We start from the raw sequence: 24229 nt of genomic DNA, 5'->3' as shown, positions 1-24229 counted from the left end.
ATGATGACAAGTTTGACTTAAAATTTATCTAATTAACAGATCCATATACTCATGGAGTCAAAGATCTAATATCAAAGTTTTAGACAAATAATGAGAATATCGTCTAATTACTACTGGATCACTAAATTTGTGTTATTCGTGTCTCCATCAATTGCAGCTTTTCTTCTAAGAACTGCTTTTCATCTTTTGCAAACATTATCTTCGCAATAACTTCCCTGTCTTTTTTAATTAATGATATACTATCGAGAGCTGTCTGCCTAACCTGGCCGTCAGGATCATGTTCAGCGACATTCTTTAATTGATCAATAACTGTCTGATTTTTAGTGTAGTGGAAAGCTCTACCTAGTGCAACACAAGAATAATTTCGAACAAGGACTGATTTTGTATCTGTTAACAGTTTTATTATTTGTTCGTATCCAGGATTGACTATATTTCCATTCCTATCTGATATGAAAAATCCTAAAGCAGATGTTGCATAAATCCTGACGTTTTCATAATTTTCAGTACTAGTCTTGTCAATAAGCAAATTAATAATTTTAGTTTTTAGATCTTGATTTCGGGTCCTTGTTGTTGCAAATATTCTTAATCCGACAATTGCTCCTTGTGCCACTACATTTTTAAAACTACGGTCCTTTTCTAGGACTTGTTCAAGTATAGATATAGAGTTATCATCTGCCATCTTACCAAATCCTCTGGCTGCCTGAGATTGCACAAAGTAACTCTGTCTCACATCATCTAAGATTGTTTGGAATATTTCACTTAATTCAGAATTGTCAAACTTCCTTAGACCCTCCACAAGAACAGCCTTTGTCCTAGGATTATCTACTGAAGTATAACAATGCATTAACGCATCATAAGTGATCTCAGTTGGCAGCATTGAAGAAAGAACTTTTGCAGCCTCAAATGAAACCCCCCAAAAAGTATTATCTAAAGACAAGTCTTCCTCTAGGATTGCTTTAGTCAATACATCTACAACATTCTTATCATTAGCCGATAATTGTCCAATATAACGTACGGTATCGATTCTTTCGATTATTGTAGTAGAAACTCTATCATTAAGTTGATCTATTAACATCTCTAAAGGAGTATCAATTGTTTTGATTTCTTTCAGTATCTTCAAATCCGGATCGATTGAGAAACACTTGACTGTTGATCCTTGGGGAATCTGGAAAACCTTTTCTGACACTTTTTCCGATATTTCGATAGTTGTTTGAATTGTGTCAATTCCACCATCAGCCGTTAATATAATTAGTTTTAGATCTAACGGAAAGTTAAATACAGTATCATCAGATTGTATTTGCATAATTCTTAGCTTTAAGGTATTATTTTCCTCTTGAGAAATCTGAATATCTAGTTCGGGGTGTCCTTTTCCGAAAAGCCATTGATCAAAGAATCGTTCTAAGCTCCTACCAGATATCTCTTCAAAAATTTGACGAATATCATCTGTCTCTGCTGTCCTATTTCTATATTTGTCCAAATATCGATTCAATGATTTTTTAAAACTTTCATTACCAATGTACTGACGTATCATATGTACCACCCATCCCCCTTTTTTGTATGTATGACCTAAATCAAACAAGGAGTCAGGATTAAGATAATTCTTGGTAACTAATTCGTGCTTACCATTTATTTGAGCATCTTTGAGATATATATCTGCCATCTGTACCAAATAGTAAAGAAATTCGTTCTCTCCCCTAGAGGATTGCCAATATAGTGCTTCACTATATGATGCAAAACCTTCGTTTAGCCATATATGCTCCCAGTCCCTACATGTAACAAGATCTCCAAACCAATGATGAGCTAATTCATGTGCTATAACGTCATCACTTGTAAAATCCAGATGTGCCCTCTTGTCATGTAAGACCTCTCGCATAAGTGTAGTACATGTAGTATTTTCCATACCGCCATATGGAAAATCTTCAATTATTACTTGAGAGTATTTACCGTAAGGATATTCAATTCCAAAAAATGTTTCAAAAAATTCCATCATTCTTGGGGTATCTTTAAATGTCCTATCTGCATCCTGTATTCTATCCTTAGGAACATAATAGCGTAGTGGCACTCTATCCTTATAGTTAAATCCATTACTAGTTTCTTCATAATTGCCTATAACAATGCATGTAAGATATGCGGGATTTGGATTTACTTCTTCCCATACATACATAGCCTTTTGTATGTTATCTTCTTTAGCATTAGACCAAAATACATCATGAATATCATGTTTTCTTATATCCAATTCACCATTAGATATTACTGCAAGCTCCTTAGGAACAATGACCGATACTTCACGTGGAAATTTCATTTGAGGATGATCGAATGTTGGAAACCAGTATTTAGAATCTATAGCTTCTCCCTGAGTCCAAGCCTGTCGATCTCTTTTATATGGTTTTTCCTGAGCATCAATAAAATAAAATCCCTTACTAGGAACAGTAGAATACCTTATTAATAGGTGAAATTTACCTCCTTCTTGTACAGATCTGCTGCCAAGTTTGATCACAAGCTTATCATTGATCGGTGGATCAAATTCTAGTTTTGTCATTGGATCATTTGACTGATCGGCAAAAGATAATGAAACAGAAACGATTTTCATTTCTGTAGCACAATCAAGTTCAAGTTTATCAATGGTCTGTCTAGCAGTTAGCTTCAATTGCTCTTCTCCAAAAAGCGTTTTTGATTCAAAGTCAGGGTTTAATGTTAACCATATTTGATCAATAATATAAGGCATTGAAGGAGGATAATTGAAAGAAAGAAGATCATCATTTTGTGTTTTTGCCATACAAATGCAATATTCAAACTTATATTTAAGTGATCATAGACAAAAATGCTATTGTATTGTTACTACAATATTGCTAAATCAAGGTCACAAACCAAACCAACAGACAAATAATTAACGATTTTTATGAATATCTACAGAATTTTCAAATTATATGAAACACTCAGCAGTTGCGGAACAGAGGATTAGTTCAATTGAATTCAATTATTAAATTTATCACTATGAGTTCTGTTAGATGCTTATTTGTCAATCCGAGGAGAAGCATTGTGAATTTCAAAAAAACTACGATATTGTTTAGAATTGGGGATAATATTAAATATCCCACAAACATATAGATATTATGGCCTTAAAAGCTTGTACATTTTATGGTGACGGCACGATTGAATGTGGCGGAGACGGTAGTCATTGCAGAGCAGCAGCAGTTGTAGACTTTGCTAAGGAAGACCTGGATAAATTTAACCATTTCATACATACATCGATGACAATGGAAGAGAGAAAAAATGTTCATGACGATATCCTGGTCAAACTTACAGATGATGTCAACAGACTCATACATGAATCAGAAAAAAAGAGACCGGATAAAAGAATTGGAATCTTGATTACGCCTGGAGGATTATTTTTCAGGTACAATAGTCACACTGCCCCACCCACGGATAAACAAGGAATAAAAGTAACTGACGAAAATGTTGCTCGACTATTGAAATTACCTGAAGATGATGAATAATCTCCGGGATAAAATAAAATAAAACAAAGTCATTCGATAAATCCTATAATTTTTTTTGAATCTCGACCTAATTACCATCCTTTATTGTATCCTGAAGTCCACCGGGCCCGTTCGAATACTTAACTTATTATTAAAGATCTTCCAAATTTGATTCCCTTACAGTAAAAATTAATTAATCAACAGATCCCATATACCACATGGATTCGAAGCCCACCGGGCCGATTTACATATGGAATTATAAAATTAAAGTTATCCTCACTCCACTCTTCAGGATTTAAAAAATAGCAATGACTCGTCGGAAATACTAAATTATTCAAAACTAAAATCAATAAATTTGTTAAGCAATTATATAAAAAGTCTCATTCATAAATTAAATTGTTAGATGTACACAAAGATTGTATTAGATTATTGACTTTTTTATTAAATAAACCATAGTTTCAATATTGAGTATTAGAAATGGGATGCAAAAACAGGAATACCCCTGCTAGAATAGAATTACAACTCAGGCAAGAGTCTAATTTTGGATGTGCGATGTGCGGTTGTCCGATTTTAGAGAATGCCCACATCATACCTTTTAGAGAAAGTCATGAATTTAGATCTGAAGACATGGTTTCACTGTGTCCAACCTGCCATACAAGAGCTGATCATGGACACTATCCAGAAAGTGTTCTTCGAGATGCTAAGAAAAACCCTCATAATAAAAAAATAGTCAAGGACAAGTTCGAGGTAACGGGTAAAGATTTGATTGTGCATTTGGGTAATTTAAATTTCATTAATACTGAACACATTTTACAAGTAGATAGTTTTGATGTCATATCTTTAAGGAGAAAATATGGAAATTATCTATCTTTAGACTTCCCTCTTTATGACAGTAAAGGAAAGTTATATGGTGCTATTTCTGATAATGTTTGGTTCGTAAACTCCTCTGAGTTATGGGATATAGATTACAAGCCACAGCATCTGATCATTCGAAGTGGACCAAGAAGGATAGTCCTCGAAATAGAGATCAAAAATGAGGAAGTATTCATTAGAGGGAACATATTCTATAAATTTGCCACCATCGAAGCCACTAAGGATTGAGTGGAAATTATGGGAATTAGAATGACAAACATTACCGCGGTAGGGGCTAAAGTCGGCATAAACTTTACGAGTGGACGTAATGCCGATGGACTTTGATGAAAATCTAAGGATTTCTATAAGCATATGCTCGATATATTTACGACTTAAAACCAAAGGACTTGTAAAGTAACCTAATTTCCAGGTTCCGGCTTATCCTATACAATTGCTCTTATTTATAGGATCAATCTGTAGTTTTAGACTCGTAATATATCTATTACTAAACCCACCGGGCCCGTTAATCACATGGGTTCAAATAATTCTTAGTTGTATAAGTTAATAGAGATGAGGTGGTACATAATTGCCCGCTAAGTTATCTACTACTATTACAAATATAGACATCAAAGTAACGAATCAGACTAACAGACAAGTAATTAAGAACTTTTATGAATATCTTCAGAACATAGATACTTCTGAAAATTCATACAATAATCAATTAATTTATTGGATTCTGTCAAATATGGATCTATGTATTCAAAGTATATATCTTGTAAGGCCTATCAGTACCATAGTTTACATATTTCCATCGATCAGTGATCGTGAGTTCGTGAAATTCATTCTGTAATTCAGGATTTAATGATTTGTAAACGTTCTCTCCGACAGATACTTTATTTGCACCGGTCACAGACATTATTTTCGATGCAACATTCATCCCATATCCTAATATGTCAATAGGTGAGTGTTGATCGTAACCAAACTGAACAATTGCGTTTTCTCCAGCGTCTATCCCTATCTTTACTGAAAGCTCGGGATACTTGTATATTTTATGCATAAAGGAATTTACTTCTTCTTGGATTGATTTGATCATCAACTTCCCAGATTCAACTGCTGTATCTGAAGAAAGATATTTGTTCTGATTGTCAACACGACTTGGAAAAAAAGAGATTACTGCATCCCCGGCATATTTTAAGACATACCCACCAAGGGTATCTACAACATTTGAAATGTGATAGTCAAAAATCCTGACTATAGAAACAAGATTGTCTATGGGTAGGGTCATACTCATCTGTGTGGAACCAACCAGATCAGCGTATATGATTACTATTGGGATCTTGGTGCGGATATGGTCAAGAAGATAATTTTGACCTCGTCTCACAGTAGAATGAATTACCTTTGGCCAGAGACTGTCAAGGATCAAAGGTGTATGTGTTTTATACCAATAGACCATCAGTTCTTCTTCTTTCATACTCTTTTCAAGTATAGATATATTCTCTTGCTTATGTGGAATATCCATAACTTGCATGTTCTCTATCAACGATTCATAAGCCATTAATTCATCATGATTTATTGCGAAATCTTGCCTTAATAGTACAATTTCATAGTCCTGTGGCGTAGATCGTTTTAATATCTTATTCTGTTCTTCTTTTTCTAAACTTTCCGAAAGGCTATTTTCAGACTCCGTTGTACTGGTAGCAGTAGTAGTAGTAGATACGAATGATGATAACAAGTCGGCCTTTGTATCAGTTGGCTTTCCTCCAAATTGTCTAATCATATCTTGGAGTCTGATCTTTTGAATATTTGTTACATCCAAATGCCTTTTTAATATTTCCTTTAATCCTTCAATTGGCGTGGTGTCTATTCTTGAAGCTATCCTCACCGCTGCTGCGTTTTCAATAGAGAGTACTCCGTTTAGTTCCTTAACTATATGTAGTTTCGACTCGACATGAATCTTGCTATCGTCATTGTTCTCCGTATTAGACATGGATGATTCAGTTATGATATATTCCATCACAAATAAGGTTTTGTGAGATCTTGAAATTATACATCAGTACCTCTACAAATACTGACTTGAAGTCATCATAATATATAGGACGATGAAATTTCAGCAGGCATTTCTGTTGTTTAAAATAATACTTTGAACTGTTTACGCATTTCCAAGAAGCAATTACAATGTAATCTGGAGGGCGACGTGATAAGATAATAAGAATAGGCAACGATAGTGAAAATATCTATAGCAATCTGACTATTTTATGATATAGGATTTGACTAATAAAGTAAACTGGGATCTGCTCATTAGCTTGTGATTCCAGATAAAATCAACTTAATAGAACTAATATCAAATTGATATCAACAGGGTTCATTTTGAAAACATAACTTTTTATCATTGTAGATCATCCGAATTTGATTTCCTTACAAAAAAATTAATTAATTAACAGATCCCATGTAATATATGGATTCGAAGCCCACTGAATTCTTATTATATAGTACGTCCCCGTCTAATTCTCTAGGGAACAATAGGTTTTCTCAATCTTAATTATATCTCAAATATTTTATCTCTTTAAGTCATTATTCGAAGATATTCTAATTGAAAAGCAATAAGAAATCTAGTTAACTTTAGAGCCATAAGCCTTACAGCCCATTTAAATCAAGCCCAATTTGGATCTTGTCTGGTGCAGTCAGTCAACTGAACAAATTCATCGTATCTTTTTTTTGATATATCATTTACTATAATAATCGAGCCTAGTAGGATTCAAAAAGAAGGTTTAAGATCTAATGTCCTTTCGTAAAAGGCTTTATAACAATATGATAACTACATATATTATGGGATTAGCACATTATATGGCTAAAGAATTGATGAGAGAAATTGAAAATAAGTCTAGGGAATTCTTTGAATTCGTCATGCCCGCAATAGACATGTATGAAGAAGGTTCCGTGCTAGTCGTTTTAATTGATCTTCCAGGTTTTTCAAAACAGGATATTTCATTAAGAATACTAGGTAATGTCCTTTCCATAAACGCAAGAAGGCAGAAGGAAGGAGAGTCAAGCGCTGATACAATTTACCTCCAGCAAAGACCTCTACGTATTAACAAGAAGGTTCAGTTACCAATCACAGTTACTGAGGAAGACCAGGTGTTGGGTTCTGCAACGTACGCTGACGGTATCGTTACTCTACGGATACCCATCCCTCGGTACAATACAATTCCTATTTCTTAAGAGTTGCAGACTAGCGTTAATGTTTTCTTCTACTGATCGCAATGAGTCCGATAAATGTTGCTGCGGAGGCAAAGAATCCTCCTACTCCCAGAATTAAATTATACTGAACCAATACCGCAGATCCAATGAATAGTCCTGAGCCTATAATGCTTAGGGAAGTTAGCCATTGTCTGCTTGACGAGGTCTCCTTCATACGCAAGTCGGCCTCCATATATGATCTTATCATAGGCGCAAGACTTATTGAACTTTCTACGCCCTTTATAAACCGCTGGAAATAGTCTTTTGCTTCTTCGATATATGCTTCTCGAAAAAGCCCTTCTTCCGATAGGATATTTTCCAACACCCTTGCAAATTTAAATTTGACTTTATGTTGTTGATAAATTCCTTCAAGAATGGAGGTCATCCGCATGTAAAGTGCCAAATTTTTTGGAAGTCTAAATGGAAATTTGCTCATTGTTTTATTAGTTAGATCGATAAGGGCCTTGGCTTCCATGCTGTCAACTTGTTGCCCGTGAAGTGATCTGATACTTAATTCCAATGCCTTTTCAAGGATGTATCTGTTAACAGAAGGTTCCAGTGTTCCCAAATCAATTAACACATCTACCGCTCTCACAGGATCTTTTTCAATCATACTGAGATACAATCTTACTAACTTTAGCCGTGTCTCGTCATCGATCCGTCCCACCATCCCAAAATCATAAATAATGATCTTGCCATCAGGTTTCACTGAGATGTTTCCTGGGTGGGGATCCGCGTGAAATACGCTGTCTTTGAGAAGCATCTTAAAGAATACTCGATGTACCTTCGAAACGATCCGCCCTCTATCTAAACCCATGGCATCCAATGCTGCTACATCAGTTATTTTTGTGCCAGGGATGTACTCCATAGATAAAACGTGTTTGGAAGTTATTTCCGGAATAAGCCTTGGAATTAATACAGTTGGATCCCGACCCATGTTTTTTCGAATCATCTTTAGATTTGTTGCCTCAATTCTATAATCCATCTCTTCACCAATAGTTTCTACAAATTGAGAAAACATTGCTTCGACAGAGTACTTTAGATTTGGATCTATGAAGCGAGTTGCCAATGGGAGTATAGACTTTAGCACCTGGATATCCCTTGAGACGATCATTTCTATATGTGGACGAGATACCTTTACGACCACGTCTTGACCCCCATAGCGAGCCAGATGAATTTGCCCAAGACTGGCTCCAGATTTTGCTGTTTTTTCAAAGCTATCGAAAACCTGTTCTATGCTCCCGATTTCACTTTCAACTATCCCTTGAATCATTGAAAAATCCGCAGGCGGTACATCGTCTTGCAATTTTGCAAGAACTTCCAGATAAGGTTGAGGAAGCACATCAGTTCTAGTTGATAGCCATTGTCCTAATTTTATATAGGAGGGTCCAAGAGCAATAAAAGTAGCGAGTGCCTTCTCTGCGTGTTTTGTATATTTCTTCTTGTCAATATTTCTGCCCTCACGTCTTACCCATTCCCGGCGGTCCCTCCTAAGATAAAAAAGAATCGGAACAAGTTTGATCACTACTTTTGCAAGATAAAATTTTGAAACCCGAGGGGACGATTTTATTGTATCTGTGTCAATCTCTGTCGCAGCGGTGGTGGATTCAAAAGAATTAGAAGGATCCAAATTTTCTACGTTTTCCAAAGCTTAGCTTCGCCTTTGAGCCAATTTTTTACTGAATTGACGAATGTGTGACTTGTATAAGCCGCAATTATTCCTGCAATATAGGGTGAAAGTTGATCCCGATTATTCGGCTCTATTAAGGAGTCTAGATTTGAATTGCTCATTTTCGAGTTCATTTTTATCTTTCTCTTTACAATTGAGTAAGTGGTAATCCCTGAAAGCATACCAATTAAGTATTCGGGAGCATCGACAATCAAATGACCGAGGGGATCGTCTGATGGATTAATCTTATCTGAATGAACCGAATAGTAGCTGCCGTAATCTCGAATGTGAAGTTTCCCGGCTCTGAATTGCTTTAATGCTCCAGACCTGGTACCAAGTACAGTCTCAGAATATTCAATAATTGGTCTTACAGACTTTGGTACTATGATTGAGCCATCGTCATCAACAAAATTCACGTTTGCTTATTTGAGATTTGGTAAGATATAACATTACCTATAATATAATGAGGTCAAGGAAATTAAATTTGTGAAATGATCTGAAGAAAGTTTGGGCGGATAGAAATTCACTCAACAGATTCGCTTGTGTTTTTCGCGAGTACTATTATGTGAAAAACAGAAATTATCTCTGCATCCTAGAACATTTGCAATTGACATTAATAATAAAGTTATATCTTGTACCATAAATGTTTAAGAGTCCTGAATCCATTTTTGGTGGCGATAGCACAGCGGAAACCTCTGGCCACATTACCAATCCACATATGTATTAAGATCCACCTGCACAATGGACTCAATTTCCAACTGCCAGACTCATCATGAATTATACATTTACTTAACTAAGTCATCGAATTCATAAGGTAAATAAAAGTAACAGATCCCACATACCTCATGGATTCGAAGCCCGCTGAATTAATAATTTGATGTACGTTCCTATTTATCACATATAATTGATATTTAGTTAATGAGTCTACTACTTGATCTAGATAATTTAGATGTGTCAGAACCAAAAATACTCATTTCGGAGTAGGTTCACTGACGATTTATGTTACCTGGAAATTTATCTGTTAATAGTAGGCTATTAAAATAAGTTTTCTGTAATCATCTTATTGATTACTAAGCACACTATACCTAATGAATAAGATTAATCAGGAGTTATTTGTCTCGCATCGTAAGCTTTGCTAGATAATAAAATTTCTTTGAGCTTGTAAGAAGGTGTTACCGCCGCAATCCCGGTGTTTTGTTTCAAAATAGTGTCGTATGGCAACTTTTCGAACTGATTGAAACTCCCCGTAATCAAATCAGCTAAATCAATTCGATTAATTTCTGCTCCATTTTGTTTCAGAAATACAGGCGAACCGCTGTTACCACCAAATGAAGTACATTCTATTAAATAAAAATTTGTATTCATAATCTTTTCATTCACTTTTATTTGGATTTTCTCGACTGGAATCATAGAAAGACGTCCAAATCTCAAAATTGGCTGAATTTCTATTTGACCAGTATATTGAATAAATAATCCTGTAAAAAAGACTTCGGCGCCTTCTTGCAAGCCATTTAATCCTTCATCCATTACCATTTCTCCTTTAATAAATCTAAAATCATTCAGGTCAATTTGAGGATAATAAGGAATAACAACAATATCGACATGAGGGTCAGCATGAATGAAGTATCCTGTTTGATGTAAATCGATCGAGATAAACTGCGATTCCTTCGATTTTGATTTTAACCGAATAACAAATTTTTGAATAAATTCCTCGTTATCATTTAGTAAAACATGCTTTGCAGTAATCATATATCCTACCGCTTTTTCTGGTCTTGATTCTATTTTAAATCGAAGGAAGAAACCACTACCGATGGGCTCTAATTTTTGGTTATCACTTAAATTATAGATAAAAAAACCGACTTTTTTGCCTCATTATAGAGATTGATCCCGCTGTTCATAGTATAATTTTCTTTTAGCAATTTAATAAAATTATAAATTTAAACTGCAGCATGTATATTATACCAATATGACCGTGAACATCCTTTAAAGTTACAGTTATTTTTACAAGATAAGTAATTAGATTTAGGATTTGGACTCGTAATATATCTATTACTAAACCCACCGGGCCCGCCATTCTTTTTAGTAACAGTTTTCGATGAGTATTGGCAAAGTTTTTTATAATACTATAAGACAGTAAATTATCATATGCATGAGGTAACTTTTCAACAGTTGAAAGAATCCAATTTCCACTCCCATTATAACCGATGTCATATTTGACCAGGAAAAGGTAATTGAAATTATAACCGATTGGGTAAACATAGCTGATAAAGGATTTGATACTCTATGGGATGCAAACATGTTCAATTTCTTGTGGAAATATGGAAAAGAAGGTATGTTTCATGCAAAGAAAATGATTGAGGACAAAGGTATTAAAATTCGCATGATTACAGAAACTACGAATGATAATTTTGGTTTCATAGATTCTTTAAACTGTCCTAACATGAGGCATCTGGAAGGGATCAGAGGAAACTTCGGAATATTTGACGAGAGGGCATATATGTTATTTATTTTTCACAATCATAAAGAACAACCTGACCAAACACTTTGGAATAATTCAGAATCAATAGTAAGTCAACAACAAAAAATTATTAATAAACTGTGGGAGTTAGCCATTCCATTCTCCTCTCGAAAATATGAATTAGAAAACAATCTTACAGATAAAAGAGTAATTTCTGATCATGACGCATAGCAAATCCTGAATTATCATGGCTTTAAAGAAATAATATAAAAAAAGATTAGTAGCTTAACGTTTGGTTAAAGCTACCCACGTGTTTTTCTGTCTGGTTGTTTACTGTCTGATTCACCATGAAAGGATGCTGAACCTGTTCTATTTGTGGCGGGAATACAGGTAATGTGTCCATTGGATTCCAATTGAGTATAACTTTTCCATATGACTCTGAAAGTTTTGCTAACCATTCCTTTTGTTGTTGGTCATTAAGCAATGGGAATTTTGGATTTGCTCGGTCTGGCGAAAATTCCTCTTTATGATAGTGCCAATTTGGTTTTTCTCTATCTGGTAATGCTTGATATGTTTTAGAGTCAATCATATATTCAACTCCTATCAACGTTGCGTTTGGAGAATTACTGTCATATAGCTGACATACCATCATTATCTTATCATTTGGTTTGCAAAAGTGATAAACTCTTAGAGTCGGATCGTCAAATACATGTCTTACTGCGGTCAATGGACCTGTGGGTGGACCTCCATAACCATCAACTGGTTTTGTTACGTTGGCTGAAGTAGCATTAGCTTGGGTAGCGTTCATAGGTGAAGGACTAGTGCTATTTGGCTGTACTTGAGCTTGCACGGTGCCGTACTGCTCTACTGAAATGGCGAAAGCATAGATTCCGGTGAATAAAAGAATTGCAATGGTAATCGATATTGCTTTTTTACTAGATTGAGAGGTAAAACTCCAAAATTTTGTATCTTTCATGTGATTAACCTTAGTAAAATAGTTTATATAACACACATCAAGCATTTCTTTATTTAAAACTTCATTGTTATAGCTTTGAACCGCGTTTATCATTAACCTTAGGTAGATCTAATCGATTAATTTAAAACTATTTCAGCATAAGCTTTTGATTTAAGTAAATGCTTGCTGCCATAAGTCTTTGATTAAAGACATTAACTTGAGTTTCCAATTTACAATTCTCGGGGAAACTACTTGGGTATAATCAATGCTGTGGACTTACCATCATTGAAGTCTCGGACCGTCTTATCTATAATAGGAGCATTTATAAAATTTTTAACATCTCCCATACTAATACCTTGATCTTCATAGTCAAAAATATTTTTGATTTACGAAAGAGGTTATTACATTGTCATAATATGGTAGTATCTGTTACATGAGATATTTTAGAAAGTGCAAAATCAGACTATTGGATTAAATATTGTGATTAATTCAATTGAAATAACACAAGGCGATGTAAATAGTAAATTATTCATTGCTTTTTGTATATTCTCAGTCACCAGAGCTTGTGTGTATATAGATATGGTAATATACGAGTTAATCTATATTCATTTGTTTGGATTTATCTCCGAAAGTAATTGCCTTGGCTCTGGTTGCTGTAGGTGTACTTGCTGTCTTCTTTATATCTGGATTTCAGATATTTGATGTCTTGTCTCCTGGCAAGAGCGAAGAGGTTACGGTAATTCTTAAACAGAACGGAACATGCATAGTTGAAGCATCAGACAACGTTCCAAGACAAATCAATAATTGTACCTATGAACAGGGTGATAAAATCGAAATTACTTTCAAATATGAGCAGCCTGCAGTATTAAGTCATAAACCCATTTAAAAGAACATGCTATTCTAAACTGAAAAAATATCACTATAGTGGTAGGTAATATAGTAAAGTAGATAATAAAACAAAATCACAATTGCCTGATTCTTATATTTAGTCTTAATTCTGTATGTGTCTGTATTTCTTGTCGTGTATTACTGTTAAAGCAGAAAATGCATGAATGTTTTCAATAGTTTACGTCTATACCAATTAGCACAAGTATACTAAAGTTTGTCATTGTGATTGACAATAAAAACATAACAGCTATGTACCCGGCTCTGTAAAGTTAAGTTTTGATAATTTTGTTATGATGATATGCAAACAACTCAAACCATCGTTTTAAATGTTCTAGTTTACATTTTTCTTTTCGACAAGGAAAATAATCATCAAAACTTTCAGTTCTATCTTTGATATACTAGATCTCTTGCATAATTAGCAGAGGTTAACAGTGTCTTTTAACTATCGTTGATTTCTATAACTAACAGATATTTGATATCCTGTAATTTATCAATCCTGTTACTATATCTGATGCTTTATCGTACTTTCTCAACCTATTTCTAAAGATATCGTTCATTATCCTGTACCTTTTTATCCTACAAATGACATGTTCTATCGCTATCCTTCTCCTAGAATGTTCTTTGTTGTACTCTTTTTGCTGTACAGTAAGTTCGCAGTCCTTTTCCTTTTTAAAAGGTAAGGATGATCTTTGTTCAGGAAAGTCTTTTTCTACTCCCAGATATCCAAGATCAAACATCCTTTCTACTTTCTTTGGTAATTCAGGACGGTTCTTTTTTTATAGATGTTATAGTCGTGTTTCTTACCTATTTGCTTATGTATAGATTTGTGGATTATAAGACCAGACTCTTACTGTGTACAGATTTTTTATCTCGTTTTTATTCCCAAAATTGTATAAAAAAGATGACAAATACTTTAGCAAGATGTTTAACAAAATATAGGACTAAGGGGGTAATTTTCTTACAGCTAGTGTATTCTTAGCTAAACAATTGTCAATTTAAAATGCTGTAAGAAAAAACACCCCTTACTGCTATAGTTCATTATGCAATCATCTGGTTGGACCTATTACAAGAATTAAAGATGATATCATATTTCCAGACGTATCTCCAATCACTAAATGCGAAATCAACGATAATAATTGAATGTAAAAACAATTAAACATAATTAGGTCATGATTTCCTTTTCAATTCCATGGCTGAATATTAGTCACAGCAATCTATGCAGATTGGAACTTTGTTTTGGTCCACCATAATTCATTCAAAAATTCCTACATCTTGCTTTCCTAATTGATAAAAAATGAAAAATATCTATGGAATGGTTTTGTCCTTGTTTTTCCATTAATGAATTAAAAGAATTCAAACTCTTCATCAAGATTATCTATTCATTTATCTCTTTTCGGATTTTACAAATCTAACGGTGATAAAATTGGCACTTTTTAAAGGTAAAGGGCGACAAGAAAATAAAGCTAATTTATGGAAAAAAGGAAATTCAAGTTCCTTATCTGCCGATCCTTAGGAATGTTCCACCCCGAAGGCTATCTTTACCGTAGAATGATATTCAGTTATTTTTCCTGTATTTGGATCCACCTTAGCTGTCATATCGGTTAACTCAATTCCAGTTATACCGTGGATTGTTTTTGTAGTTTCATCTAATGCCACCTGAACAGCATCCTCCCAACTCTTGTCCGATGAGCCCACTATTTCTATTATTTTTGCTATATGTGTCATATTTCAAATTAAAGAATATATGATATATAAGGTAGTCCAGTAACATGGTTTTACGTAAGTAAATTGACCTTTATTTTGATAATAAAAGTTTGAATATTTTAAAGACTGACACCTCAGGAAATCAAATATTCTACTTCTTATTATATCCTAACTTAGATAAAAAATTTGGACTGCAAATATTATACATAAAATAATTTGATTATCGTTTATTGCACTAGTTGCGGGATCTACATCTCATTTTTCTGATTAAAGGATAAAATTCATTTGAAAAACATCCGACCTGGCCTTTAGATTCAGCAAATTACTTATAAAAAAGTTTAATTATTTAATTAAACATACTTAATGAGTCCTTTTTCTGTGGTGAAAATGCAGCGGAAACCACCGGGCCCCATCCCTTGATTTTCCCAAACAGTAGTTAAAGATACCCTTTACTAACAAATGTCAGAATGACAGAATTACAAATCCCAAATTTGTACCGTTAACAATATAAATCCGACCCGGCCCATATAGATTTTGTATGTTTTCGTTAGATTTATTATTATTATTCGAAGATTTTATATCTAAGTTATAGAATTTCGATTTTAATTCGAACCGTTTCCAAATCTAATACTTTTTCATATTGATTTTTTGTTAATCTAATAGGACCACTTGATTCTTAATATGTTGCACATTTTGTTTAATTTTAATTATAAGCTCCTGAATTTGTTGATTTTGTTGATTTATAAAATTTGTTATTGATGTAAACAGATTTTCGAGATCCATGTTTTCATTAGGTGAGTCAGAACCTCCAAATAATTTGTTATGCATATCATGTAGTTGTTTATCACTGTGGCTATGCCCTACAATATCGGATAATATTCTAATTGTGTTATCTTGTTCACCCATTACGGTTAATAGTTTGGCTATGCTCACAGGAATTTGATTACCACCTAACTGTAAACTATTAAACAGAGTATTGAATCGCGCTGCATTTGTAATAACATTAGTTGGTGTGATAATATTTCTGTCTTGAGTATTAACCTGATTTTGAGTATTAATTACCTTATTATAGTAAATAATCTATATAAGATGATCGAATCTTTGTGTTTATACGAGTTTTTTCATATTACAACAACTAGAGTCAAATTTTTCACTTTGTTAGTGAGCTGAATCAAATCCTATCAGACGAAAAGGTCTTTCATTATTCTCATTCGGAGAATTAGTAATACCATTAGGTAATTCAAATCCTGCATGATTTCCTCCAAACCAGCAATAATAATAGGTGACATTATAAAACTTGTTAAACAAAATGAATTGTGAGGATCTATCGGGTTGTTTATCATTCGAGACCAAGAAAATGACAGTAGAAAAATACAGGCATAGTGATTATACTCAATCAAATAGAAAGGGAAAATATGCATCCTCCACAGAAAATCGTAGATTAGTATGGGAATATATTGTCTGGCCATTAATTCTGGAACTAAATAAAAATTATTTTACCCCAATGGAATATCGTGAGATGAGAGATAAAGTTTCAATAGGAAAGAATATTCCTATTTCAAAGATGGCTGGAGGCATAGTATCTCTCCTGGTTAAAGGAATTCTTACTCAAGATAAGAAATATTATTCAATTCATTACAAATTAATTCCTTATATGAGAAAAAAAGTTCACCTAGAATATGGAACAGTTCTAAGGGAAATAAGTTCAAAAAAATAAAGGGATTATCAAAGAATAGCGATGTGAATCATCAATTTAGAATACCGGTATCGGCGTTAATCCCGACGGATTCGAACCAAGTCTCAATATTTAGTTTGATTTGTGTGGGTTACACATTCTAGGATCTTAAAATTTGAACTACAGATTATAGACAAAATAGCTTATTTGCTCAAGCGGCATATTTTTAATCATCAGCTCCAGAATAAGTTTATTGATCGAGACTTTTTCAAACAAAACCGTTCAAGATTTGGCTGAGAAGCTTTTAATGAGATTATACGATGCTACGGAAGGAGATGAATGGGAAGAAGTAAATTTCATTGCTATATATAATGAAGTATGTGGAGAACATTCTCCAGACAATGTAAGATTAAGACACAACGTTTTGCAATGCTTACTTGTCGATGAGTTCATTATGTTGGCACCTGATAAATCATCGGTTGCAATAACCTCACAAGGTAAGAGACACCTAGGAAAAATGCCTTCCTTAAAAGAGTCCAAAAAGACTACAAAAAATACCAAAAAAAACTTTAATCCTTAAAGTTTTCTCCAATACTATTGATTTTATGTTTACCTTTACGAAATAAATTGTTTCCTTACAGAATTTAAAAGTAAATTAATTAAAAGTACAACAGCTTTAGTAGATTTTACTAATGATAGTCTTGGCTGTTCGGGATTATTACCTTATTCTAGTTAGTTCTATTTGTGTAATACTAAATCTGATTATAACATAGGTCAGCCTAATCCTTTCTTTAGAATGTCACCGGTACGTTCTAAAATGATATATAATTGAGTCAAAACTATTGCAATAACATAATTATCACTATTTTTTGATCGAATATCTATTGACAAACAAAAGAGGGGATATATGATAATATATATACGGTCCTTGCCAATCTTCCGACTCCTCTTACCACAAGGAATTTGATCCCATTCATCCCTTATTGAAATCGGTAGGGGTATTAACAAATTAAAGCAATTTAATTCAATCAAGATATAACATAAAATTATAGATAAGTTATTATCTATATCAAGGAGGAGCATTCATAGAATGATATTATTACTAGAACTACTGACATTCCATCTATTTTAGTAACGAAGTAACACACAATTAGAGATGAAGTGTTCTCTAATATTTAATTCATTAAGGAAAACAAAATAGTGGCAGTATACATTTTATGATAGAAGATAATGTAGGAATTCATAATCAAAAGATGATTATCATTAAGGTTAGAATCTGATAGCGGCTCTTTGTTCTACGAGGATATATAAATTGCATTAGTTTTTAGAAAACGAAAATAGAAAATATTTTCTAGGAACTAGAGGTAGGTTTTCTTCGCCTAAAATAAAATAACAGAATTACAACTAATATCGATATTGCATCGGGGAAAACCATCAAAACATTAAAGAAAGTCGAAGGTATTAGGCAGGAAAGCGAACTTATAATCAAAATCGCCGTTGTAATAATTAATGCAAAGCCAATGTTTGTAAACAAACTTGCAATTCTGATATGAGAAATAATAAGAATCGAGGAAATTGAAAAGGGTATTATCAGAATCCCAACAGAAATTACAACAGAAATTTGAGCCTGCTCACTAGTAAGATGGAATCCAAAAGAGCATTTTTCTGAATCTATATCAAAAATAGTTGTAGGGGGAGCTGTACTGCAATAGCAAAAAAGATGAAAATTGATCCTATAATCCCAGCATTAACTGCCAATAAATGAAAATCATCTGGTGTGAATTTAGACACCTCTATAACCCAATCGTTAAAATAAGAACCTGTCTATTTATCTATATCTTTATTTTTCTCTTTCATTTTTTAGATGATAGAATTTGGTTATGCAGAATCTAGTTTTTTTATATTAGGTAAATGAACCAATTTATTTTTATTTTCTCAAGTCGGAATTATAATAGGAAATCTTATCAATGGACTACTTGCCATGTTAATTTTTCATTTGTATCCCCATATTTACAAATCATAGTGTATAATATAGTACACTGATATATTTCTGTTATTGAAATGGTCCATTGAGGATTTTGTATATGGTGCAACTGATGGTGCTGTTACAACTTTTGCAATTGTAGCAGGAGTAGTGGGAGCCTCACTTTCGCCTTCTATAGTCTTGATATTAGGATTTGCAAATCTATTTGCAGATGGTTTTGCAATGGCCATAGGAAATTTCCTATCGTCAAAATCAAGAATTGAATCTATTCAAAGAGAAAGAAAAAGAGAAGAATGGGAGATCGAAAATAACCCTGCTCAGAAAATACAAGAAATTAAAGATATCTATTCGGAAAAGGGATTTAAAGATGAATTGCTTGAAAATATTACTAAAGTCATAGTTTCAAAAAGAAAGGTTTGGGTTGATACTATGATGGAAGAGAAAATAGGACCAATAGACAATAATAATGAAAATCCGATATACAAAGCAATTACAACTTTTTTTGCTTTTTATTTAATTGGTTTAGTTCCCTTAGTTCCGTTTATTTTTGTGTATTTTATATATTTTGATTTGTCGGATTCGATATATACTATAGACAATGTTTTTTTCTATTCGATTGTATTTACTGCTATTGCTTTTTTTTCAATTGGACTAGTAAAGGGTAAAGTTGTTGACAAATCGCCTGTAAGATCTGGCTTAAATACGTTAATGATGGGAGGAATTGCCGCTGTAGTAGCTTTTTTAGTTGGAAGTCTGTTAGGTGCATACGTAAAATAATAAAAAAATACTTGTCTTTATATAATAATAAAATTGAACCTCTAAATTATATCGTTAGTAGGATGAATTAGACCGGGCCCATTGAAATCTAGCTTTTTTTTCATTCACCTTACCTCATTTTCTTTTGTACTTTTTTGTTTATCTCAAATTTGCTTTTAGCGCTAGAGGAAAAACAATCTGTTCCTCCTCGGAAAAATGGTTCCTCAAATTTACGACAAATTCATTAATTTCTTTTTGAACAGCTTGTTGATACTGTTGATCCTGTTCATTTTGTTGGTAAATATGATTCTCTATATTTGGTATTTTATGTTTTAGAAAATCTACAACCCCATTATGTTCCTGTATTATTTTAATAGAATCTGTAGATTCTTCTTTTGCGTTATGCATTATAACACGCAGTATCCTTGCTTCTTCTTCAACCGCATGTTTGATTATTGATTCACTCATATCATGTATAGATTCTATTGCCTCGTTGATCTTAAATTCGTCATTATATTTTGTTATTTTGTTTAGAGCTAATCCAAATTCTACGTGTTCTTGTTTTAGTCTATTAATCATTTGAGGAATTGGTTCATTAAAATCGATTTTGTAATTCATTTATACTGGTATTTTATGATATACAGTAATAAAACTATAAAAAATTCATTTCTTCATGTTCTGTATTTATTCACATGCTGCTAACATCTGGTATATTATTTAAAATAATACAAGATATTAAAAATCTAAGTCCTTGCTGCAGGACAAGGTGGTCTTTCTAAAACAACAAGTGTAGATATAACATCAGAAGGAAAGTTTGTATTTCAAGATTTGAAACCAGGAAAATATGTGATAGTGATTGATTTTCCTGAGGGCACTTACAAAGTATTGAATAACATACTAGTAGAACCTAATTCAGTGCAAACTTTTATTTTCAAATACTAGTTTTTATTTTTTTTAAGACTAATTCTAAATGACAAACCATATTCATTGCATTCTAGTGTAAGTGTCATACCGTTTGCAAAGGTTTAATTAATTCTTTACAAATAGTAATTGAGTCCTTTTTTAGTGGTAAAAATACAGCGGAAACCACCGAGGCACGTTGTAATATTATAGTTCTAAATAACCCGTCCAATTTGGTTTCTTTAAAATAAATATTCATTTAATCAACATTTCCCATGTAACATATGGATTCGGATCCATAGAATTCATAATGTATTGTACGTTCCCATACATCACAATTAATCATTTTTAGTTTTTGATTCATATTTATAGAGAAAGTTTCAGTAAATACTGATAAATGCGAGGGAAAATCCAAGATTGAAATACGATACTGTTTTGAGGATCGCCATATTTGTGCATTTAAGATCTCCGTCCTCACAAACAAACGATTGACTACTGTTATCGTTTCAATGTGAGATTGAATGCTAATTGCAAATTCGGATGCACTTTGCCATGAACAATTTCCATAATCTTTGAAGGGTTGCTATAATTGTGTATGTTTTCATTAAGCTCATTCAATGACTTTTTTAAAAGGGATAAAGAGCTATTAGTTGGCATGGATGTATCTCCTGAGTCCAAGTCATTTTCATAAATTTCTATCATCCTTTTGGAGGTTTCCAATGCATCATAATACTGGGATTTGTCTTTAAGATTAGCAGAATAATTATCTACATTACCTACATCAAAGGTATCATGACTAGAATGGTTATTTGGATTCAATTCTTTGCCAATGTTTTTTTCGAAATTATAGATGGCTGAAAAATTCATATAAAGCATAATATTTGAAGGGACACCATATGCATAGCCATATTTTCTCAAAACTTCATCTCCCAAATTAGCCATCATTGTTGCAATCATAGTATTGTTATAGAACTGATCACTATCAATAAGCAAAGAGTCTTCGCTTACAAGAATATCATCAATTATCTCGTTAATATTCTTAACATAGTTAGAATGCAATGACGCATTAGCTGAACGGTCCATAATGCTATTGTTTATGAGTCGGTTTTCGATTAATATCATGTTTATAAGAGTAAGGAAGGTAGAATTGTCATCTGTACTAAAGTTATGAGCTGTCACCGTAGTCCCAACCACATTGGCAAACAGCAGAGTAATAACTAAGAGGCAAGAATAAAGTAAATGGTTTTTCATTTACTGAACACCTTTTAATCGGATATTGTAGATAGCCAATGTTGTTATTTGGAATTTTTGTAAAAAATATAGATATTAAAATTATCCAGTGGGCTTGAATACGACTATGCGGAAATTGCCCGTGTCTGCTACATATACATCTCCGGATTCTTTGTCGACTCCAACTCCCTCAGGATCAATCAATTGTCCATCTCCAGAGCCCGTTGAACCAAATTTCGTCAAAAATTGTCCGTCGGTTGTAAAGACCTGAACCCTATTATTGTTCTTATCAGTAACGTAAATATTATCATTGTTATCAATTGAGAGACCAGATGGTCCTTGGAATTGACCATCGGCTACACCTTTTGTGCCCCACTGAGAAAGATAAGTTCCATCGTTACTGAACTTTTGTATACGATCATTTCCATAATCAGCTATATACACATTACCGCTGGAGTCAACAATTGAGCTTTCAGGATTTGAAAGCTGACTATTGCCTTCACCCTCAGAGCCCCATCTATTTAGAAATTCACCATCTGTTGAAAATACTTGGACACTTGGATGGTCTCTGTCTGTTACAAACAACTGGCCTTGTGCATCATTTGCAGGAACATGTGGATGCAAAAATTGACCGTCACCAGCACCTTCAGAGCCCCATTTTGCTAAGAATGTACCGTTATTATCAAACTTTTGGATTCTATAATTGAATTGATCTGCTACGTAAATATTACCTTCAGAATCCATTGACAAGGCGGATGTTTTGTGGAATTGACCATCACCTTCTCCACCCTCTCCAAACTTAGCAATAAAATTGCCTTCAGGATCAAATATTTGGATTCTATGGTTCTCATAGTCCGGAACGAATACCTTTCCATTAAAATAGTCAACATCATTGTGACCACTAAATTGACCATCACCTTCACCTTCAGAGCCCCAACTAGTATAATACACGAAATTCATACTCTGATTCTGAGCGAACACGTCTATAACAGGAAAAATTGAAAATGAAGCCAATAGAATAGAAGTGACTATCAAAAATTGCTTTTTTAACATTGGCTTACTTTACATTCATCATTAATATATCTTAATAATACAAAAAAGTAATTTCTTGAAATATGCTTAATAACGCATTGATATATTCTTACATAATTACTATAGGCATTATTTCAGCATAGAAGGTAACAATTATGGTTTATAAAAATTAACATGGTATATTAAATTCACCAAAAATTAACAAGGTCAATTGACTTATGAATAGAGATTCACTTTTCGTGATTAGTGATAATTTAGACTGGCTATTTGATTCATAATACAACCTAGAGTGTGGTTTGAGTTTAGTTCTATATTATTTTCATATAGGGTTTAGAGACGAGTAGATGTTTATTGACATCTAGACCTTTTGCTACAAACTACAGTCGTAATGTTAATTATTCCCGTCATGTTATAGACATGATAATCATAATAATATTTTAGACCATTGAGGATTTGAATAAGGAATTGCAATAAAGGCATCAATTAGAAGTTCGCATTGGGAACTTTCTCATGCTTTTGTATAAAACTGAAAGACAATATCAGTTTTATCATCATCCTGATAGTCGGGTGGTAAATGAAGCCCAATTTGTACTGTTCGTATTTTATTAAGATACTTATCACATGATTGTAGCCTTTGATACTTTCCTTTCTTAAGGTTGCGGACAGGCTTCCTGAGATTGTGAATTACGCCATTCTAGGAGTCAGTGCAAATATTATATGGAGAAAACCCTATTTATTTTTGATCCAGATTTTCAGATTTGATAGTATCTATATCGTTGTATTACAATAGTTTTGATGTCCCAGACCAAATCTGCGTATATTCTCCGCCAAGAGAATCTACTAATGGATTATATATGTAATTTCTAGAAGCTTCCAATGTGTTTACGGACATTCTACAAAGAAAAATAATTTTGATTCTTGTTGTGGCTTCAATATCTTCATTAATATATAATACTACATTTACAGCATCATTTGCACAAGTAAACAATACTTCTGCAAATACGACATCAACAAATAATGAAAATAGTACTCAAGACTATATCTCGAATATTAGATCATTACTCAATCAAACGATAGATGCATATTCAGCAAACGATACTATAAAGGCTAAAGAACTAGCAACAGCCGCTTATCTAGATAATTTTGAATATATAGAGGAACCAATTGGTGAAGAATTATCAGAAGAAGGAGAGGGACTTTTGAGAGAAAAACTAGCTTCACAGATAGATAGTAATGCATCAATAGAAGAAATCAAACAAACCGTCAATGCAACAAACGAAGTACTAGATGAAGCAGAAGAATCATTAACATCCTAATTTTTTATTTAACTCTAGATTCGGTAACCCATATCCATTTTTAGTAAAGACGTTCAAAGATCAAATTTAAATGGAAGTAACAGATCCCATGTACCTC

21 protein-coding genes are annotated in these 24229 nt (G+C 33.3%); 9 read left to right on the top strand and 12 right to left on the bottom strand.

The window, feature by feature from the left end:
• Positions 1–121: 121 nt before the first annotated feature.
• Positions 122–2776, bottom strand: a complete 2655-nt coding sequence (locus AAGU22_RS01320) for a M1 family aminopeptidase (protein ID WP_458720452.1) — start codon at positions 2774–2776, stop codon at positions 122–124.
• A gap of 337 nt (positions 2777–3113) precedes the next feature.
• Here AAGU22_RS01320 and AAGU22_RS01315 point away from each other — a divergent pair, with 337 nt between their 5' ends.
• Both AAGU22_RS01315 and AAGU22_RS01310 read left to right on the top strand, forming a co-directional pair.
• Positions 3114–3497 carry a hypothetical protein gene (locus AAGU22_RS01315; protein ID WP_458720451.1) on the top strand — a complete coding sequence of 128 codons (384 nt, stop codon included), beginning with the start codon at positions 3114–3116 and terminating at the stop codon, positions 3495–3497.
• Positions 3498–3953: 456 nt separating this feature from the next.
• Positions 3954–4577, top strand: coding sequence for a hypothetical protein (locus AAGU22_RS01310; protein ID WP_458720450.1), 624 nt, complete (start codon positions 3954–3956; stop codon positions 4575–4577).
• Between the two features lie 502 nt (positions 4578–5079).
• On the opposite strand, the gene AAGU22_RS01305 is transcribed toward AAGU22_RS01310, so the two are convergent.
• A complete protein-coding gene (locus tag AAGU22_RS01305; RefSeq protein WP_458721719.1) occupies positions 5080–6342 on the bottom strand; it encodes an adenylate/guanylate cyclase domain-containing protein in 1263 nt (420 codons plus the stop codon).
• Positions 6343–7106: 764 nt separating this feature from the next.
• On the opposite strand from AAGU22_RS01305, the gene hsp14 reads away from it, so the two are divergent.
• Positions 7107–7547, top strand: a complete 441-nt coding sequence (gene hsp14 / locus AAGU22_RS01300) for an archaeal heat shock protein Hsp14 (protein ID WP_458720449.1) — start codon at positions 7107–7109, stop codon at positions 7545–7547.
• Positions 7548–7563: 16 nt separating this feature from the next.
• Here the strand turns inward: hsp14 and AAGU22_RS01295 are convergent, their stop codons facing one another.
• The 3 genes from AAGU22_RS01295 to AAGU22_RS01285 all read right to left on the bottom strand — a co-directional run bounded on the left by AAGU22_RS01295 (position 7564) and on the right by AAGU22_RS01285 (position 10983).
• Positions 7564–9213 carry an ABC1 kinase family protein gene (locus AAGU22_RS01295; protein ID WP_458720448.1) on the bottom strand — a complete coding sequence of 550 codons (1650 nt, stop codon included), beginning with the start codon at positions 9211–9213 and terminating at the stop codon, positions 7564–7566.
• Entirely contained in the window at positions 9201–9650 is a 450-nt protein-coding gene (locus AAGU22_RS01290; RefSeq protein ID WP_458720447.1) for a hypothetical protein, read from the bottom strand. Before AAGU22_RS01290 ends, AAGU22_RS01295 begins: the two co-directional genes overlap by 13 nt.
• A gap of 682 nt (positions 9651–10332) precedes the next feature.
• Positions 10333–10983 (bottom strand): hypothetical protein, encoded by a 651-nt coding sequence (locus tag AAGU22_RS01285; RefSeq protein ID WP_458720446.1) that lies wholly within the window; start codon positions 10981–10983, stop codon positions 10333–10335.
• Positions 10984–11530: 547 nt separating this feature from the next.
• Here AAGU22_RS01285 and AAGU22_RS01280 point away from each other — a divergent pair.
• Positions 11531–11923: a hypothetical protein gene (locus tag AAGU22_RS01280; protein ID WP_458720445.1), complete on the top strand. Its 393-nt coding sequence runs from the start codon at positions 11531–11533 to the stop codon at positions 11921–11923.
• 46 nt (positions 11924–11969) lie between these two features.
• Here the strand turns inward: AAGU22_RS01280 and AAGU22_RS01275 are convergent, their stop codons facing one another.
• A complete protein-coding gene (locus AAGU22_RS01275; RefSeq protein ID WP_458720444.1) occupies positions 11970–12761 on the bottom strand; it encodes a DUF1264 domain-containing protein in 792 nt (263 codons plus the stop codon).
• Between the two features lie 499 nt (positions 12762–13260).
• Here AAGU22_RS01275 and AAGU22_RS01270 point away from each other — a divergent pair, with 499 nt between their 5' ends.
• Positions 13261–13533, top strand: coding sequence for a hypothetical protein (locus AAGU22_RS01270; RefSeq protein WP_458720443.1), 273 nt, complete (start codon positions 13261–13263; stop codon positions 13531–13533).
• A 463-nt stretch (positions 13534–13996) separates the two neighbouring features.
• Here AAGU22_RS01270 and AAGU22_RS01265 read toward each other — a convergent pair whose 3' ends face one another.
• The 3 genes from AAGU22_RS01265 to AAGU22_RS01255 all read right to left on the bottom strand — a co-directional run bounded on the left by AAGU22_RS01265 (position 13997) and on the right by AAGU22_RS01255 (position 16172).
• The gene (locus AAGU22_RS01265; protein ID WP_458720442.1) at positions 13997–14272 is read right to left on the bottom strand and encodes a transposase family protein; all 276 of its coding nucleotides are present in this window, start codon (positions 14270–14272) and stop codon (positions 13997–13999) included.
• Between the two features lie 772 nt (positions 14273–15044).
• The gene (locus tag AAGU22_RS01260; protein WP_458720441.1) at positions 15045–15260 is read right to left on the bottom strand and encodes a dodecin family protein; all 216 of its coding nucleotides are present in this window, start codon (positions 15258–15260) and stop codon (positions 15045–15047) included.
• A gap of 630 nt (positions 15261–15890) precedes the next feature.
• Positions 15891–16172 (bottom strand): hypothetical protein, encoded by a 282-nt coding sequence (locus AAGU22_RS01255; RefSeq protein WP_458720440.1) that lies wholly within the window; start codon positions 16170–16172, stop codon positions 15891–15893.
• A 424-nt stretch (positions 16173–16596) separates the two neighbouring features.
• Here AAGU22_RS01255 and AAGU22_RS01250 point away from each other — a divergent pair, with 424 nt between their 5' ends.
• From AAGU22_RS01250 to AAGU22_RS01240, 3 genes are all read left to right on the top strand, one after another.
• Positions 16597–16956: a hypothetical protein gene (locus AAGU22_RS01250; RefSeq protein WP_458720439.1), complete on the top strand. Its 360-nt coding sequence runs from the start codon at positions 16597–16599 to the stop codon at positions 16954–16956.
• A gap of 211 nt (positions 16957–17167) precedes the next feature.
• The gene (locus AAGU22_RS01245) at positions 17168–17494 is read left to right on the top strand and encodes a hypothetical protein (RefSeq protein ID WP_458720438.1); all 327 of its coding nucleotides are present in this window, start codon (positions 17168–17170) and stop codon (positions 17492–17494) included.
• A gap of 1476 nt (positions 17495–18970) precedes the next feature.
• Positions 18971–19675 (top strand): VIT1/CCC1 transporter family protein, encoded by a 705-nt coding sequence (locus AAGU22_RS01240; protein ID WP_458720437.1) that lies wholly within the window; start codon positions 18971–18973, stop codon positions 19673–19675.
• A gap of 138 nt (positions 19676–19813) precedes the next feature.
• Here AAGU22_RS01240 and AAGU22_RS01235 read toward each other — a convergent pair whose 3' ends face one another.
• The 3 genes from AAGU22_RS01235 to AAGU22_RS01225 form a co-directional block, all read right to left on the bottom strand.
• On the bottom strand, positions 19814–20272 hold the full coding sequence (locus AAGU22_RS01235; RefSeq protein ID WP_458720436.1) for a hypothetical protein: 459 nt from the start codon (positions 20270–20272) through the stop codon (positions 19814–19816).
• Positions 20273–21052: 780 nt separating this feature from the next.
• Positions 21053–21805 carry a hypothetical protein gene (locus AAGU22_RS01230; protein WP_458720435.1) on the bottom strand — a complete coding sequence of 251 codons (753 nt, stop codon included), beginning with the start codon at positions 21803–21805 and terminating at the stop codon, positions 21053–21055.
• 81 nt (positions 21806–21886) lie between these two features.
• Positions 21887–22837: a 6-bladed beta-propeller gene (locus AAGU22_RS01225; protein WP_458720434.1), complete on the bottom strand. Its 951-nt coding sequence runs from the start codon at positions 22835–22837 to the stop codon at positions 21887–21889.
• An 857-nt stretch (positions 22838–23694) separates the two neighbouring features.
• Between AAGU22_RS01225 and AAGU22_RS01220 the strand changes: the two genes are divergently transcribed.
• Positions 23695–24132 (top strand): hypothetical protein, encoded by a 438-nt coding sequence (locus AAGU22_RS01220; RefSeq protein ID WP_458720433.1) that lies wholly within the window; start codon positions 23695–23697, stop codon positions 24130–24132.
• Positions 24133–24229 lie beyond the last annotated feature (97 nt).

Source organism: Candidatus Nitrosocosmicus sp. R (assembly GCF_054408505.1).
Note: the sequence above shows the minus strand (reverse complement) of the source record. Positions and strands in the feature narration are given on the sequence as shown.